Here is a 15,498-nt window from a genome sequence, read left to right on the forward strand (position 1 = left end):
CGCACATGCCGCGAGACATGATGTCGGTATGACCACCGAGATCCGTATGCTCGACAGCGAAGGCGACCTCGTTGCCGCGGCGAATCTGTTCCGCACCTCGATGATCGGCTTCCCGCCCTTGGCCGGTCTGGCACCGGGACAGATCGCCACACTGCTGGAACGGGGCCGAACCATCGGCGCATTCGTCAACGCCCAACTCGTTGGCACCGCTGATGCCGTGACGAGCGGGCTCACCCTTCCCGGCGGAATCATCGTCGGGCACGCCGCGGTCACGCACGTCGGGGTTCTACCGTCGTTCACCCGCAAGGGCATCGCCACCGATCTCATGCGTCATCAGCTGCACGACGTCGCCGCGCGTGGGGAGACCGTCGCGACCCTGCGGGCTTCGGAGGCGACCATCTACGAGCGGTACGGCTACGGCGTCGCGAGCTCGTCGCAATCCATCGAGGTTCACACGGCGCGGGCAGAACTTCGCCCCGGTCTGGGGGCCGGGGGCCCGGTGCGTCTGCTGGACGCCGAGCGGGTGTGGGACCTGCTGCCCCGGATCTACACCGAGAATCGACCGTCACGTCCGGGAACCATCGACCGCCCGAATGTGTGGTGGCAGGGCGTACGGCTCCGGACCGAATCATCGGCGCAGCCTTGGTATGTCGCGGTGCACGGTGAGCCGGGCGCCGAAACCGGGTTCGCTCGGTATCGACCGATCGACACCGACAAATGGTTTGTCAGCGATCAGCGCACCATCGTGGTGGAGGACTTCTTCGCACCCGATGCCACCGCCTACCTCGGACTGTTGCGATTTCTTCTCGGGCTCGATCTCATTGATCGCGTGCTGTTTTGGATGCTGCCGGTCGACGATCCACTGCCATGGCTGCTGCTCGATCGACGCGCTGCACGGGTGGCCGCCACCCACGATGAAACGTGGTTACGCGTCGTCGATGTCGAGAATGCATTGTCGGCAAGGCAATACGAGGGCACCGGGGATGTCGTCGTCGCCGTCGACGACCCGCTAATGCCGGAGAATTCGATCACCATGGCTATCACCGGAGACGGCTGCGAACAGACCGACCGGCGCCCGCAAGTTCGCGTCGACGTGGCCGGCCTTGCGGCCGTGTTGCTCGGCGGGGCGACATGGCGCAGTCTGGCCGTCGCCGGGCTGGCCCACGCGGACGATCCGGCAGCGCTCGCGGCGGCCGAGCAGCTGTTCGCGGTTCGTGAAGCACCACACGCCGGATTCTTCTTCTAGCGCCGCACTTTTCCGGTCGATCGGCCGCGACGCAGCGCGTAAACGGCCGCACCGGCGAGAAGTACGGCGGTGCCGGGGATCACCGCCGTGAGCGGCAGCGCCAGGGCGATCACGATGCAGCCGAAGAATCCCAGCGTAGGAACTATTCTGCCGCCAAGCGTCCACGCCGAGGCGTTGGCGATCGCATAGTAGACCAGGACCGCAAAGGACGAGAAGCCTATGGCACTCCGAACATCGGCGGTTCCGGCTAGGACAGCCACCACGAGCCCTACCGCGATCTCCGCACGATATGGGGTCTTGAACGTGGGATGTACGGCGGAAAGCTGTTGTGGTAGATAGTGATCGCGCGCCATCGCGAATGTTGTCCGAGAGACGCCCAGGATCAACGAAAGTAGCGATCCGAGCGCCGCCAATACCGCGACGGCGCGCACCACTGGCTCATATCCGGCTATACCGGCGGCGCGCACCGCATCAGCAATCGGTGCAGCGGACTGCGCTAGCTGCGGGCTACCTAACACGGCCAGCAGCGCAACCGCGACGACCGCGTACACGATCAGCGCGATGCCTAACGCGACCGGAATCGCGCGGGGGATGGTGCGCGCCGGGTCGCGCACCTCTTCACCCAAGGTCGCGATTCGCGCGTAACCCGCGAACGCAAAGAACAGCAATCCGGTCGCCTGCAACACTCCGTGGACGCTCGCGTCGGCGCCGATGGCGATTCGGCCGAAGTCGGTGTGCGGGGCCGTCATCGCGACGGCCGCAAATCCTGCCAGCGCCGCCAACACCACGGTCACGATGATCCGCGTCACCCGCAGTGACTTCTGCATCCCGGTGTAGTTGAGGGCGGTCAGCACAATGACCGCCACAACCGCGATCGCATGGGCTCGAGCGGGCCAGGCGTAAGAGCCCACGATCAAGGCAATCGCAGCACATGATGCCGTCTTGCCGACAATAAAGCCCCACCCGGCCAGATACCCCCAGAACTCACCGAGTCGCTTGCGCCCATACACATAAGCGCCGCCGGACTCGGGATAGCGCGCAGCACAGCGCGCCGTCGACGTCGCGTTGAAATATGCGACAACCGCCGCACCCGCCAGGCCGATCAGCAAGCCGTTGCCCGCCGCCGCTGCGGCCGGCGCCAGTGCCGCGAACACGCCGGCGCCCACCATCGAACCCAGACCCATCACGACGGCGTCGGCGGTCCCAAGTCGGCGCTCCAACTGAGGACGGCCTTCTCGATCGGGCCGGTCGGTCATGGCCTGCCCAGTAGTTCTGAGAGTTGCGCCGCGGAAAAGTGGCTCGGCCCAAGCCGATTGCGTACTGCTTCGCGCGACGCCCGCGCCAGCGCGGCGTTGAGCGGCGCGGTGATGCCGTGCTGGTGGGCGATCCGGACAATCTCGCCGTTGAAGTAGTCGGTTTCGACGTTGCCGGTGTTGCGGCTCAGCGACTGCCAGGTGGAGTTGCTTGCACCGGTATTCGAGCCGGGCACCGGCCGCGGCGTCGGTCCGTCGGCTCGGGCCGCGATGGATACCTCGAACGAGGTGAATTCGATTCCCGCATACCGTAATACGTATTCGCCTTCGCGGCGCAGCGCCGCAACCACTTCGGTGGTATCGGCCCCGTCGGCGGACAGCGCGCCCACCGAATTGCCGAGATTGCTCAGTAGTTTGTTGTACTTCCATGGAGCCACATCGTCGATTACGCGCACGTGGATACCCGCCGCGCTCCACGTCGTGTTCACCTCGGCCAGCAGTTCGCCGTCAGCCGGTGATTTGCACTGCGCCGGCCAGCGTCCGATGTGGAACTGGCCCACCACCGGCCAGGACCGGACGATCACCTCGCCGGCTTCGAGGTGCATGGCAGGCAACCAGACACAGGCACCGAATACCCGCCGGAAATAGCGCAGCGCTTTCTCTTCGGCGACAACGCCGTTGAGGGCGGTCAGCGCCGGCAGCAGGTCGCCCGCGGTGCCGATGATTCCGTTGGGGCCGTGGACCGGCTGATCGACCCATTGCTGCAGGGCCGCGTCCAGTTGCTGCGTCTTGGTGGTGAACACCAGCACGTCGTCGGGGGTCAACTGCAGATGCTCGGCGCCCGACACCGCGTTGACCGGCGTGTGGAAGATGCCGTCGGGTGTCCTCAGCGTCAAGCCGGTGGTTGCCAGGGTCTCGGCGTGGCGGCCCCGGGCGACCAGCACGGTGGCGACACCGGCCCGAGCGAGCACTCCGCCCACCGTGCCGCCGATTGCTCCCGCCCCGACGATGACGTATCGGCGCCCGTTTACTCCCGGTTCATGCGTCTCGTCCAATGCCATTGGGCGAGAGTACGTCTGCGGACCACGAGCGGGTCAGACCAGGTAGTAGTAGTGCTTGGAATCGCCGTTGGTGGCGACGGCCTCGGCAGGAACCTGCGCGCCCGATTCATCGAAGCCACCTAGCGCGTGGGCGTAGCGGACGGCCTTCAGCGTCGCCGAGAATTCCTCGTCTTCCTCGGGGAATACCCGGTCGGAGGGGAACCACTTGTCGAATCCGACATTTGTCAGCAGCGTCCACAGGTCGGCTTGCACGCCTGCGAGCAGGACCGTAACGCCGCGGTCGGATTCTTCCCGCACGAACTTCTCGATCCGCTCGATGACGACAGCGTCCGGATGGCGCACCCGCTTGACCCGCAACACCAGGAACTTGATGTCCTCTTCCTTGATCCGCTCGCCCAGCGCTTCGAGATAGCGTTCGAGTTCGGGTGCGGCGCCGAAGAAGAGCTCGCCCTCGAAGTCGTAGATGATGATCGACCGGTCGACCGGATCGCCGGGCACCCTTTCACGGACCACCCGTTCCGGTGCCACCACAAGCTCCCTGGCCTTCAGCTTCGCTGCGCGTGGCACGAACAGCAGGATCGACAGGGCGACACCGAGCAGCACCGCAGTGTCCAAGTCGATCAGCACGCCGGTGAACGCGGTAAGAAGGACGAGTCCCGCGTCGTAGCGCGATGCCTTTATGGCGTAACTCAATCGCTTGATGTCGATCAGCCTTGCGGCCGTGATCAGCAGCAGTCCGGCCAGCGCGGCCCGCGGCATGTAATGCAATAGCGGTGCGAACACCAACACGACGACGGCGACGCCAATCGATGCGATAACGCCGGAGAACCGGGTCACCGCGCCGGCCTGGTAGTTGATCGGGGAGCGCGTCACCGAACCCGAGCCAGGCAGGGCCTGGAAGAAGCCGCCGGTGAGGTTCGCCAGGCCCTCCGCGATGATCTGCCGGTTGTAGTCGATCTTCTGCCCACTCTGATAGGCAATGGCTTTGGCGATCGACAGCGCCTCGAGCAGTCCGATAAAGGCGATGGCCAGCGCACCTTCGGAGAGTTGACCTACCTCGCTCAATTGCACGGACGGGATGTGCGGCAGCGGCAGGCTCTGCGGAATTTTCGCGGTCAGCGTTACCGCGGTCTTCCCGGTGTGGTCTTCCGTCGACCACCCGGCCAGATACGCGATCAGGGCGGCGAAGATAAGCACCGCCAGCAGGTCCAGTTGCGGCAGACCGTAGCGTTTGACCAGCCTCCGCAAAAGGATGGCCAACACCACGGTCGCGGTGCTGATGACCAGCGCGCGGTAGTTCAGCGCATCACCGTGGAACAGCGTGAGGTAGGTACGTTTCAGCACCGACTGCCGGCCGTTGCCCTGGTCCTTCACCCCCAGCGCGTTGCCGAGCTGACCTATCGCGATCAGGATGGCTGCTGCCAGCAGGAAACCGAGGATGACTGATTCGGAGATGTATCGAGTCAGATCACCCAGCTTGAACACGGCGATCAGGATCTGGAATACGCCGACGAGGACGCCGAGCAGAAACAGCGCCTCAAACAACACGGTGCGATTCTCGGGATCTATGAATGCCAGCGAGCTGAACACCAGCAACGAAATCGCGCTCGTTGGTCCGTTGACCAGGTGGGAGGATGATCCGAACACCGAAGCGACGAAGGTCACCACGATCGCCGAATACACGCCAAATTTCGGATCGACGCCGGCCACCAACGCATAGGTGATGCCCTGTGGCAGCGACACCGCCGCAACCGTCAGCCCGGCGATCAGATCCCGGCGGGCTTTGTCTCCGGTGTAGTTCAGACTGCGGAATCTGTCCGAAATGCTCATGGCGTCTTCGTCTTTCGCCGAGGGTGTGCGGACGCGTTTCTCGCCGGAGCCGAGGAAACCACGTCGTAGATGCCGTTATTGCCGAAAAATCTCTCGCGCGCGTCGTACCAGTCTTTGGCGATCGCGGTGATCGGGAACAGCTCGATGGCGGGCAGCCGGTCGTTGTGTTTGGCCAGGATTTCCGGCTTGATCGGCCGATAGCCGTATTGCGCGGCGGTCTCCTGGGCGGCATCGGTGTAGAGGTATTCCAGATACGCCTTGGCGTAAGACGCGATCTTCTTGTTCTCGAGATTCGCATCGACCCAGGCGACCGCCGGTTCAGCGCGAATACTGACTGGCGGATAGACGATTTCGAATTCGTCCTTGTTTTCTGCGACCTCGCGCAGCGCCTCGTTCTCCCAGGTGAGATGCACGTCTCCGACCTTCTCGGTGGCAAAGCTGATGGCCGCGCTGCGGGCGCCCGGGTCGGCGACCACAACGTGGCTCAGAAGGGCCCTGACGAAGTCGGACGCTTGCGCTTCGCTGCCACCGCGCGTCGTCACCGACCCCCAGGCGGCGAGGACGCTCAGCTTGCCGTTGCCAGACGTGCGCGCATCGGGATTCACGATCTCGATGTCATCCTTGATTAGGTCGGGCCAATCGTGAATGCCGTTTGGATTGTCCTTGTGGACGACGAACACGATCGTCGACGTATACGGCACAGAGTTATTGGGCAGCCGCTGTTGCCAATTGGGTGCGATCAGCCCGCGTCTACGCAGCGCGTCGACGTCGCTCGGCAACGCCAGCGAAACGACGTCGGCTTTCTGCTTTCCATTGATGACGTCGGTGGTCTGCCGGCCCGAACCACCGTGAGATTGCTTGACTTCCACGGTCACACCGGTTTGCCGCCGATATTGGTCGGCGAATGTCTTGTCCACTGCCGCGTACAGTTCCCGGGTCGGGTCGTAGGAGACATTGAGGATCTGGTTGGGCGAATTGTCGTGGTGCAGGTTGTGGATCGCGATGAGGCTGGCGGCTACGACGATGGCGACAATGCCGACGATATTGAGTCGGGGCACGGAGGAGAGGACGTTGCGCCAACGCGACGCTGGCTGCGCGGGCTCTGTCATTGCCGCCTCCATACCCATCACCGGAATCGTGAAAGTTGCCGGCTACCGGCGACTGAATTTTGGAGACTATCGACCGAACCTTGAATACACAGCGGTGTAAATCAGGCTGATCGCAATGGCCCAGTCCGACAGGGTGATTACCGCCTTTCAATTCGACGGTTGCCCCATTTGTGCAGATCAGGCTTATCTGTCCGCTGCTGGCGGCTAGATCGTGGGTCGAGTTAACCCGAATGTTGTAGCGCGCCAGCTCTACTGGGGCAGATTTGGTGATTCCGCGCAATCCGAACTTGGCGGTGACATAGGCGCCACCTACTTAGGGCGCCGCCGCGCCAGCAATTCACGCACCGGCCGTAACTGTTGGTCGTCACGCCCCGGTGCCCACAGCCCGATCAGGACAGCGCTGACGGCTACCAGCACGCCGAGCACCAACAGCGACGAATGCATCGCGTCGATGAACGCCGTCTTGCTGACCTCCGACAGTCGGGCACCCGCCGGTCCCAGCCGTCGCGCGACCTCGAGCGCTTGGCCCAGTGACGTGCTCGCGGCGTCCCCCACCGGTTTCGGGAATCCGATCAGGTTGGGAGCCAACGCCTTCGCATACCGCGCGGCCAGCATCGACCCAGCGAGCGCGATGCCGAGCGCGGCACCGATTTCCCGGCTGGCATCGTTGACCGCTGAGGCCACTCCCTGCTTGTCATCAGGCGCGGTCGTCATGATCACCGACGTCGTCGGCGCGGTGCACAATCCGATACCGGTGCTCATCACCAACATCGGCCACGCCGCCCGCCAATAGGGTGAACCCGATTTGATGCCGAGCATGCAGATCGCCCCGGTCGCGATCAGCAGGAGTCCACTGAATATCACCGCGCGCAGGCCAAGTCGGGGCAGATACCAGAAAGACAGCACGGACAGCATCAGCATCGGGCCCATGATCGGGCTCAGCGCCAACGCCGTCTTGTTCGGGCTGTAGCCCAGGATCAGTTGCATGTATTGCATGAGCAGGAACATGTAGCCGAACATCGACAGGAAGAACACCGTGATGGTGGCCGCACCGGTGGCGAATGCGGGAACCGCGAACAGTCGCACATCCAGCAGCGGATAACGCTGCCGCACTTCGACAAAGCCGAACGCCAGACTCAGCAGCAGTCCGACGCCGATGCTGATGATCACCAGTGGGTGGGTCCACCCACGCGCGGGTGCCTCGAGGATGCCGAAGACGAGTGTCGCCACGGCGCCGCCGATGACCAGCGCGCCGCGCCAGTCCAACGGCTTGGCGTCGGCATCCCGCGAACTCGCGATGGTCAACGTCAGGATGAAGATGGTCAGGGCCGCACCCGCGAAGGCCCAGAAGATCGAGTGCCAGGACCAGAAATTCAGCAGACCACCGGATCCGAGCATCCCGATGACGGCACCCGATCCGGCGACACCGGCCCAGATGCCGACTGCCTTGTTCCGCTCCTCCTTGGAGTAAGCGGCGGTGATCAACGACAGCGTGGCGGGCATGATCAACGCCGCGCCCGCACCGGCAAGCCCGCGGGAGACGATGATGATCAGGGGTTGCGACCAGATGGCCGGCACCAAGGACGCGGCACCGAATATCGCGAGGCCTACCAGCATTGCGCCGCGCCGGCCGTAGCGGTCGCCGAGGGCGCCGGCCGGCAGCAGCAGACAGGCGAGCACCAGGGTGTAGCTGTCCACAACCCAGGTGAGCTGGGTCTGGGTGGCCGAGGTCGCGATCGCTATGTCAGGAAGCGCGGTGTTCAGCGCCACCATCGAGGAGATCACCAGCAGCACGCCGAAGCACGCGACGGTGAGGAGCCAGACACGGGCCCGCTCTGACAAGCCGGCGAGAGCGAAATCGTTGTCTTGGCCTGGCTGGGTCAAAGCATTGGCCACACGCCGTCACCCCCTTTCAGCGTCAAGCTGCGCTGTCCGAGACCTGGAGGGTCTTGGTTTCGAGACTAACAGTCTCGTTTGGAGTGGGCGCGGCGGGATTACGCCGGCGCAGGTGGCGGTGATCAGTTTGGGCGCCACCTGCTCGGCAAACACTCGTCGTAGCGCCTCGGCCGCGCTCGCCAGGCCGATGCCGGAGTTGGCGCCGGTGATCACGGCGGTTTTGTGGTCGAGCAATCCCGTCGATGTCTCCCGAGGAGGGCGATGTGTACGTCGCGATGTCGAGGGTCCGCATCAAAGCGGGCCGATCGCCGCCTCGGCTTAGGCCACAAGTGGTTTCGGGGTGTCCACGATCGAGTAGTCACTGGCGTCCCCGGCGACGACGCGGCTGCGTTCGCCATGCACGCTGACGGGAATGTCGCCCGCAAGTGTGATCCGGTGCATGGTGCGGCGTTGATTGCCGAAGTCGGAGACGCCGTAATGCTGGGTTGCACGGTTGTCCCACATCGCGACATCGCCGAGTTCCCAGTTCCATCGAATTGTGTTCTCCAGCCAAGTGATCCGATCCTGGAAGATCCGAAACAACGCCTGCGACTCGGCGCCGTTGACCCCCAAGATGGACTTGACGAAGTTGCCGAGCAGCAGCGACCGCTCGCCGGTCTCCGGATGAACACGGACCACCGGGTGATGCGCCTCATAGTGGGTGGACTGAAACTCGGCTGCGTACTTCAATACCGCTTCGGGGTCAGCTTCCAGCGCCGCTAACTTCGAAGGGTCCACCTGGCCATAGTCGAATGCGTTGTTGTGCATTGCCCACAGGCCGTCCGCGAGCTGCTGCAGGGGCTGCGGCAGCTGCTGGTACGCGGCGACAGTCGAGGCCCAGGTGGTGGTGCCGCCGTAGGCCGGCAGCTCGACGGCGCGCAGTATCGAGGCCTTCGGCGGCCGGTCAACAAACGTGACATCCGTGTGCCACTGATTGGCGCCGCTGCCCCCGATGGATTCCAGTCGCATCACCCGGCCGCCCTCGAACTTGAGCGTCGGGTGCGGCGTCGTGGGAACGCCCAGGCTCTCGGCGAATGCGTAGTGGGAGTCGTCATCGAGATGCGTCTGCCCGCGGAAGAACACCACCTTGTGGGTGATCAGCGCTTGGTTGATCGCGACCGCGGTGTCGCCGTCGAGTTCGCCGAGGCGCACCCCGTCGATACGCGCCCCGATGTTCTCGCTCAGCTTCACTACGCGAAGTTCACTGCTCACAGCTGCTCCTTGTCGACGTATCGGAATGTAGGCACCTGTGTACACCGCATTGTCAGCTACTGTACACAGATGGCTACATCGGAGGCAACGGTTGCAACCACGGCGAAGCCAATTGGTAAAGACGAGGTCAGCGCCGCCGTCCTACAAGCAGCCAGCGAGCTGTTCGCCGAAAAGGGCCCAGCCGCGACATCTATCCGCGAGGTCGCCGCGCGAGCCGGCGTCAATCACGGCCTGCTGCACCGCCATTTCGGCAGCAAACGCCAACTGCTGGCGGCCACGCTGCAGTATCTCGCCGACTCCGCTGCCGCCCTACGCGCGTCCGGAGCATCGCAGGCCGAAGTCGAGGCCACCTACGAATTTCAGGCACGCGTCATGGTGCGCTCGACGCTCGACGGCTTTCCGGTGGAAGAACTCCAGCAGCGATTTCCCGGTATGGAAGCGTTTCTGGACCAGGTGCGAGCCGGTCATACCGAGGACCGCACCGCGAGACTGCTGGCTGCCCACGGGATGGCGCTGCAAGTCGGATGGGGACTCATGGGACCGACGCTGCGGGTCGCGTTCGGGCTACAGGATCTCGACGACAACGAGATACGAGCGGCGGTCGCCGAGCAGATTGCCAAAATCGTTGCAGCTCAATAGTATGCGCTCGTGCCGCGGTGGCCGGTGATCCGGTAGCTGCGGTCGCCGCGGATCATCGCCAGGTTGTAGTTGCCGTCCGCGTCTTGCGGATTGCGTAGCAGCCCATCACTGAAGATGTAGGTCTGTTATCGGAACGTGGCCGGTACGTGCCCGTTGTTCGTTAGGTTACGACTCGACTGATGCACAGCGCACTTGACCGGCACAGGGCTGAGAATCGATGATAGGCAAGGAGTTTTATGGACTTCGAGGGAGGCCAAACCCGCGACCTCATGTCGTTGGCTCACCAAGCACTGCGCAGCGACACCGTCGACAAGGGAGCGCTGTGCGCGGCCGCGATCAAGGTCATCGACAACCCTCCTCGCGACGGCATCCTGCGAAGCCTGGCTGACCATGTCTGCCAAGCCGTCTTCGACTGGGCGTGCTTCGACGGCTCGACCGCACGATTAGAGGGCGTCGTGAAGGGCTACGAGACGGCGTCGCACGCGTTGCACGCGCTCCAGGTTGAGGAAAGACTCAACACGCTGCAGACCTGAGTCAAACCCGTTGGCGCTCAGGCGTACCAGCGAGACATCACGTTAGCCGTCGAGGCGCCTACGCCAGCGTCGCCGTCAGGTAACCAGAGCCGTCGCCGAACGAAGCCAGCTCGTCGTCGGGCAGCTCGAATCCGTTGACCGCATAGATCTGCGAGGTTGGCTGGACGTCGATGTGCCAACCGTGGTCTTTGAGATACTCGGCGGCAGGATTGCGGTCCCCGCTGTAGAACAGCTCGGCCAGGTTGATGTTGGACCCGATGCGACGTGATCGCTCAGTGAGCCGGTCTGCCCAGTCCGCTGGAACATCCCGCAGGTCCATGTGTTCGGTGGCGATGCGGCTGCCCGGTGCGGACAGGCCCGCGATGTTGTCGAACAGCCGATCCTGGGCGTCCGGCGGCAGGTAGACCAGCAGACCTTCAGCGCTCCAGGCCGTCGGCAGTTTCGGGTCGAATCCAGCTTCGACCAATGCCGCCGGCCAGTCCTCGCGCAAATCGATTGCGACTGTGGTCCGTTCGGTAGCGGGTTCGGCACCGAGGTCGGCAAGAGTCCGCGTCTTGAACGCAATGACCTGAGGCTGGTCGATCTCGAAGACCTTGGTGCCGTCCGGCCATGGCAAGCGGTAGGCGCGGGTGTCCAAACCTGATGCGAGGATCACGGCCTGCCGGATACCCGCCTCGCCCGCGTGCACGAAGAAGTCGTCGAAGAAGCGGGTGCGCACGGCGATCTGTTCGCTCATCGCCCGACGATTCAGCAACGGATCGTCTGCGTGACCAATCTCGCCGTCGATCAGCTTCACAAAAGTGTCGATGCCGACCGCGCGTACCAGTGGATCGGCCCACGGGTCGTTCAGCAGCGCGTCGGGATTTTGGGAGGCCATCGCGCGTGACGCGGCGACTGCGGTTGCGGTCGCTCCCACGCTGGATGCCAGATCCCAGGTGTCGTTGTCAGTACGAGCCATGTGGAGAGCCCTTTCAGCGTCTGGGATTTACTTAGTCTATTTAACTATAGCACGTCAGTCGAAGGGGCTGCGAAAAGCTAGCCCAGCTTGGCGTATTCGGCGTGCAGCGCATCGAGGCGGCGCAACGTCTCGTCGCGGGGCAGGGTCGGCAATTCGACGGTGACGTGTTCGATCCCGAGATCGCGATAGCCGCCCAAAACCTCGGCTGTCACCTTCCCAATGTGCGAGGCGACCACCGGGACGTCGGGTCCGGCGAGATCGCGCAGCGCCGCCAGGTCACCAGCAAGCGCGTCGGCCGACGGACTCAGCGACAGCCAGCCGGCACCCAGTTCGGTGATGCGGGAGAAGTTCGCGGGTCCGCCCCCGATGTACACGGGTGTATGCGGCTTGGACACTGGTTTGGGCCAACAGTAGATCGGCTCGAAGTCGACATACTTACCGTGAAACTCCGCCTCGTCTTTCGTCCATATCTCGATCATCGCGCGGAGTCGCTCATCCATAACGCGGCCGCGCACGCGGGGATCGACACCGTGGTTGGCGATCTCCTCCCGCAACCAGCCCACGCCCACGCCAAATAGAAAGCGCCCCTGCGACACCAGGTCCAGTGAGGCCACTTCTTTGGCCGTCTGGATCGGGTCGCGTTGGGTAACCAGCGCGATGCCGGTGCCCACCAGCAGCGACTCGGTGGCTACCGCGGCCGCCGTCAGCGAGACGAACGGATCCAGCGTCCGGTAGTACTGCGGCGGGATCGGACCGCCCATCGGGTACGGAGTTTTTGCGTTCACGGGTATGTGGGAATGCTCCGCCACGAATAGTGACGCGAAGCCACGCGTCTCGAGGGCGACAGCCACGTCGACCGGTGCGACGGCCGTGTCATTGAAAAACGTGAACACTCCTAAACGCATCTGCGTTTCCTTCCGCTATCAACCGATCAACCGGGCAGTCCAACTGCCCCGACCGTTCGGGTTATTCCGGAGGCGCCTCGGTGATGGCAGTAGCCTCACGGTTGTGGTGAGCCGCGATCATGGAGATGTTGGAGATGCGCCGTCGGCGCCGCCGCCGCTCCAGCCGCCGACAAACTCGTCCCGGCCGTCGCCGGCCGAGCAGGCTCGCACCATCGCTGCCGCGAACAATGCTGCCACGCTTGCCACGTTGACCGCCGACGGTGATCCATGGGCATCGCTGGTCGCGTATGGACTGCTGAACGGCGCGCCGGTGCTGTGCGTGTCGAACCTGGCCGAGCACGGCCGCAACCTGGCCGCCAACCCGCGCGCCAGCTTGTCGATCGTGACCGCGAGCAGCGATGCAGACCCGTTGGCCACTGGCCGGATCACGTTGGCCGGTAGCGTCACGCCTCCTGCCGCCGACGAGGACGCTGCCCGGGCGGCGTACCTGCATGCGGTGCCGGCTTCCCGGTTCTACCTGGAGTTCAGCGACTTCAGGCTCTGGGTGCTCCAGGTCGAGCGGGTGCGCTGGGTCGGCGGGTACGGCCGGATGGATTCGGCCACCGGTGCGCAATACCTTGCCGCGGAACCGGATCCGGTGACGCCCGCGGCGGCCGGAGCGATCGCTCACCTCAACACCGATCACCCCGACGCCCTGGTGGCGATGGCCCAGGTATTCGGCGGCTATCCGGATACCGCGAACGCGGTGTGCACCGACATCGACCGCTACGGCCTCGACCTACGGGTGCACACGCCGCGCGGGGTTGCCTACACCCGGGTCGGGTTCCCGGAGCCGCTGAGTTCCGCCAGCCAATTACGTTCGGTCACAGCAGAATTAGCGCGCGCAGCTTCTCAAACGTAGAAGTCGATTACTTCCTTGGCTGCGATTGCGGCGACCCGCACGCTCATGCCGTGCCCGACAGCGCAACCGGATTCTTCCCGCCGCGTCCGAATTACTTGCGACAGCTATTCGTCGATTCCGGGCGGCCGTATGCTGCCAGCGTGGCCGAGGTGGATCCAGACGACGACACCATTGCCCGCTGGGTCGTGGCGCACTACCGCTACGACGCGGAGCGTCGCGAGCGTCGACATGTCGTGGTGGCGGCGTTCGACAATCCCGACGAGTTCCACGCTGACATCGATGCGAGGGCGGACCAGCTTCGCGCTCGCACCGAGAGGGGCGAAGACGTCGATCGGCTCGAACGCATCACCGGGCGCATCTACGCGGCGGGCTACCGTCGCCAACAACGCGACGCGCACCTACTCAAGCGAGCGATCGAGCACGGCGTCGCTCCCGTCGTTGACGACCTCGACTTGCCGCCGAATGTCTCAGCTGTGCGAGCCGTCCGTCGGTCGGCCAACCCGGGCTAAGGCACGTGCAGATCCGAATCGTGGGAACTCAGCTCCCCGGGCGTGACTGCGGAGCCGGCGATAACTTCCCCGGATACTCCAACATCCACGTGGGCGTGCAGCGGAGAAATTCTCGCGACGAACTCCTGGCTCTCCACCGGGGCGATGCACCGTCAGCGACCTGGACGCTGGACTGTTCGGTGGACGGCACCGACATCCGCGGACCGCATATTCAGGGGCGACCGGGAGCGCGCTTCATCTACCTCAGCTGGGGCAGCGTCGACGGTGACGGTCACTTCACGTTGTTTCGGCGCGCGAAACTGATGCTCGCGGACGTACCCGCCGATGTGCTGGCCGTGGCTGCGGCATCCGGGACTCTGGTCGGGACCTCGGTCTCACCGATGCCAAAGGTCATCCGTTGTGCGCGCGGGTGAAGCCGCCGCAGATTCGCTGGGGCTCGAGCGAAACTCGATGAGGTTTGCGGTCGGCTCAGGTCTATGTCGAATGACAACACCCCCGACGGAGTAGGACGACATGGCGAAGCCTGAAGACGACCACTTGTGGGCACTGGCGCACGCCGAACGTGCGGCGCTTGCGGACGACCTCTCCTGCCTCAGCGACGAGCAGTGGCGGCACCGTACCTTGTGCGGGAAGTGGGACGTTGAGGAGGTCGTCGCGCACCTGACCGCCGCGGCGAGCCTGGGTCAGTGGAAGTGGTTGCGCAGCATGGCCGTCGCGCGTTTTCGTCCTGCCGTGCACAACCAACGTCGGCTGGCCGAGCACCGTGGCAGCACACCCGCCGAGACACTCGACCGGTTCCGCGCAATCGTCGAGAGCACCACCGCGCCCTCAGCTCATATTCCGGCCTACCTCGGCGAGGTCGTGGTGCACGCCCAAGACATTCGCCGGCCGCTGGGGCTGACGCGGACGCCTAGCCTCGACGCTCTGACGCCGGTCGCTGAATTCTTCGCCCACCGCAACTTCGCCGTCCCGAGCCGTAGCCATGTTGCCGACCTCGAGTTGCGGGCAGACGACGGACCGTTCGTCGGCGGACGGGGCCCGCTGGTCACCGGATCGACTACCGCACTGGTGATGGCCATGGCGGGTCGCCCGCCCTACCTGGACGAGCTCAGCGGTCCCGGTGTGCAACTCCTTCGGGCGCGAATACGCGGCGCCGACGCCTGAATTCGATATACCCCCAACGGATATCGCGGTTGACGGCGCTCACGTCGACGAGCTGGGTCATGCTGATCGCAAAGCCGGTACCTGTAATACACCTCGGTTGGAGGGTGGGGCGGCGCCTTGGCATACGGATGGGACATGCTTGACGGATGGAGCAATACCGCCGCAATGACCTGACCTTCGATGTCCGCGACGCCGGACCGGCTGACGGACCTGTCGTGGTGCTGTTGCACGGCTTCCCGCAAC

At 64.4% G+C, this 15,498-nt stretch carries 14 protein-coding genes and 2 pseudogenes; 8 read left to right on the forward strand and 8 right to left on the reverse strand.

What is annotated here, in order from left to right; all coding sequences use genetic code 11:
• Positions 1–28: 28 nt before the first annotated feature.
• The gene (locus VGH54_RS03295; RefSeq protein WP_331510504.1) at positions 29–1,246 is read left to right on the forward strand and encodes a GNAT family N-acetyltransferase; all 1,218 of its coding nucleotides are present in this window, start codon (positions 29–31) and stop codon (positions 1,244–1,246) included.
• On the opposite strand, the gene VGH54_RS03300 is transcribed toward VGH54_RS03295, so the two are convergent.
• The 6 genes from VGH54_RS03300 to VGH54_RS03335 all read right to left on the reverse strand — a co-directional run bounded on the left by VGH54_RS03300 (position 1,243) and on the right by VGH54_RS03335 (position 9,646).
• Positions 1,243–2,502: an APC family permease gene (locus VGH54_RS03300; RefSeq protein ID WP_331510505.1), complete on the reverse strand. Its 1,260-nt coding sequence runs from the start codon at positions 2,500–2,502 to the stop codon at positions 1,243–1,245. The genes VGH54_RS03295 and VGH54_RS03300 overlap by 4 nt on opposite strands.
• Positions 2,499–3,560 (reverse strand): ketopantoate reductase family protein, encoded by a 1,062-nt coding sequence (locus tag VGH54_RS03305; RefSeq protein ID WP_331510506.1) that lies wholly within the window; start codon positions 3,558–3,560, stop codon positions 2,499–2,501. Before VGH54_RS03305 ends, VGH54_RS03300 begins: the two co-directional genes overlap by 4 nt.
• 33 nt (positions 3,561–3,593) lie before the next feature.
• Positions 3,594–5,390: a SulP family inorganic anion transporter gene (locus VGH54_RS03310; protein WP_331510507.1), complete on the reverse strand. Its 1,797-nt coding sequence runs from the start codon at positions 5,388–5,390 to the stop codon at positions 3,594–3,596.
• Positions 5,387–6,499: a sulfate ABC transporter substrate-binding protein gene (locus tag VGH54_RS03315; protein ID WP_331510508.1), complete on the reverse strand. Its 1,113-nt coding sequence runs from the start codon at positions 6,497–6,499 to the stop codon at positions 5,387–5,389. The genes VGH54_RS03310 and VGH54_RS03315 overlap by 4 nt, the downstream gene beginning before the upstream one ends.
• Before the next feature lie 309 nt (positions 6,500–6,808).
• Entirely contained in the window at positions 6,809–8,395 is a 1,587-nt protein-coding gene (locus VGH54_RS03325) for an MFS transporter (protein WP_331510509.1), read from the reverse strand.
• Positions 8,396–8,713: 318 nt separating this feature from the next.
• A complete protein-coding gene (locus tag VGH54_RS03335; protein ID WP_331510510.1) occupies positions 8,714–9,646 on the reverse strand; it encodes a TauD/TfdA family dioxygenase in 933 nt (310 codons plus the stop codon).
• Positions 9,647–9,715: 69 nt separating this feature from the next.
• Here VGH54_RS03335 and VGH54_RS03340 point away from each other — a divergent pair, with 69 nt between their 5' ends.
• Together VGH54_RS03340 and VGH54_RS03345 are read left to right on the forward strand one after the other, a co-directional pair.
• Complete coding sequence (locus tag VGH54_RS03340; protein ID WP_331510511.1) at positions 9,716–10,285, forward strand: helix-turn-helix domain-containing protein; 570 nt, start codon at positions 9,716–9,718, stop codon at positions 10,283–10,285.
• Between the two features lie 236 nt (positions 10,286–10,521).
• The gene (locus VGH54_RS03345) at positions 10,522–10,818 is read left to right on the forward strand and encodes a hypothetical protein (protein WP_331510512.1); all 297 of its coding nucleotides are present in this window, start codon (positions 10,522–10,524) and stop codon (positions 10,816–10,818) included.
• Positions 10,819–10,876: 58 nt separating this feature from the next.
• On the opposite strand, the gene VGH54_RS03350 is transcribed toward VGH54_RS03345, so the two are convergent.
• Positions 10,877–11,776 carry a class I SAM-dependent methyltransferase gene (locus VGH54_RS03350; protein ID WP_331510513.1) on the reverse strand — a complete coding sequence of 300 codons (900 nt, stop codon included), beginning with the start codon at positions 11,774–11,776 and terminating at the stop codon, positions 10,877–10,879.
• Positions 11,777–11,853: 77 nt separating this feature from the next.
• Positions 11,854–12,681, reverse strand: a complete 828-nt coding sequence (locus VGH54_RS03355) for an LLM class F420-dependent oxidoreductase (protein WP_331510514.1) — start codon at positions 12,679–12,681, stop codon at positions 11,854–11,856.
• 103 nt (positions 12,682–12,784) lie between these two features.
• Between VGH54_RS03355 and VGH54_RS03360 the strand changes: the two genes are divergently transcribed.
• The 5 genes and pseudogenes from VGH54_RS03360 to VGH54_RS03380 all read left to right on the forward strand — a co-directional run.
• Complete coding sequence (locus tag VGH54_RS03360) at positions 12,785–13,582, forward strand: HugZ family protein (protein WP_331510515.1); 798 nt, start codon at positions 12,785–12,787, stop codon at positions 13,580–13,582.
• A gap of 50 nt (positions 13,583–13,632) precedes the next feature.
• Positions 13,633–14,091, forward strand: coding sequence for a hypothetical protein (locus VGH54_RS03365; RefSeq protein ID WP_331510516.1), 459 nt, complete (start codon positions 13,633–13,635; stop codon positions 14,089–14,091).
• 20 nt (positions 14,092–14,111) lie between these two features.
• Positions 14,112–14,545, forward strand: a pseudogene (locus tag VGH54_RS03370) (DUF5990 family protein).
• A gap of 59 nt (positions 14,546–14,604) precedes the next feature.
• The gene (locus VGH54_RS03375; RefSeq protein ID WP_331510517.1) at positions 14,605–15,255 is read left to right on the forward strand and encodes a maleylpyruvate isomerase family mycothiol-dependent enzyme; all 651 of its coding nucleotides are present in this window, start codon (positions 14,605–14,607) and stop codon (positions 15,253–15,255) included.
• A 146-nt stretch (positions 15,256–15,401) separates the two neighbouring features.
• A pseudogene (locus VGH54_RS03380) lies at positions 15,402–15,498 on the forward strand (alpha/beta hydrolase); the annotation flags it as partial.

The sequence above is a fragment of the Mycobacterium sp. genome (assembly GCF_036488105.1).
Classification (GTDB): Bacteria; Actinomycetota; Actinomycetes; order Mycobacteriales; family Mycobacteriaceae; genus Mycobacterium.

Coding starts and splice junctions, on each gene's coding strand:
- VGH54_RS03295 (WP_331510504.1), top strand. CDS start 29: ATGACCACCGAGATCCGTATGCTCGACAGCGAAGGCGACCTCGTTGCC.
- VGH54_RS03300 (WP_331510505.1), bottom strand. CDS start 2,502: ATGACCGACCGGCCCGATCGAGAAGGCCGTCCTCAGTTGGAGCGCCGA.
- VGH54_RS03305 (WP_331510506.1), bottom strand. CDS start 3,560: ATGGCATTGGACGAGACGCATGAACCGGGAGTAAACGGGCGCCGATAC.
- VGH54_RS03310 (WP_331510507.1), bottom strand. CDS start 5,390: ATGAGCATTTCGGACAGATTCCGCAGTCTGAACTACACCGGAGACAAA.
- VGH54_RS03315 (WP_331510508.1), bottom strand. CDS start 6,499: ATGACAGAGCCCGCGCAGCCAGCGTCGCGTTGGCGCAACGTCCTCTCC.
- VGH54_RS03340 (WP_331510511.1), top strand. CDS start 9,716: ATGGCTACATCGGAGGCAACGGTTGCAACCACGGCGAAGCCAATTGGT.
- VGH54_RS03345 (WP_331510512.1), top strand. CDS start 10,522: ATGGACTTCGAGGGAGGCCAAACCCGCGACCTCATGTCGTTGGCTCAC.
- VGH54_RS03350 (WP_331510513.1), bottom strand. CDS start 11,776: ATGGCTCGTACTGACAACGACACCTGGGATCTGGCATCCAGCGTGGGA.
- VGH54_RS03355 (WP_331510514.1), bottom strand. CDS start 12,681: ATGCGTTTAGGAGTGTTCACGTTTTTCAATGACACGGCCGTCGCACCG.
- VGH54_RS03375 (WP_331510517.1), top strand. CDS start 14,605: ATGGCGAAGCCTGAAGACGACCACTTGTGGGCACTGGCGCACGCCGAA.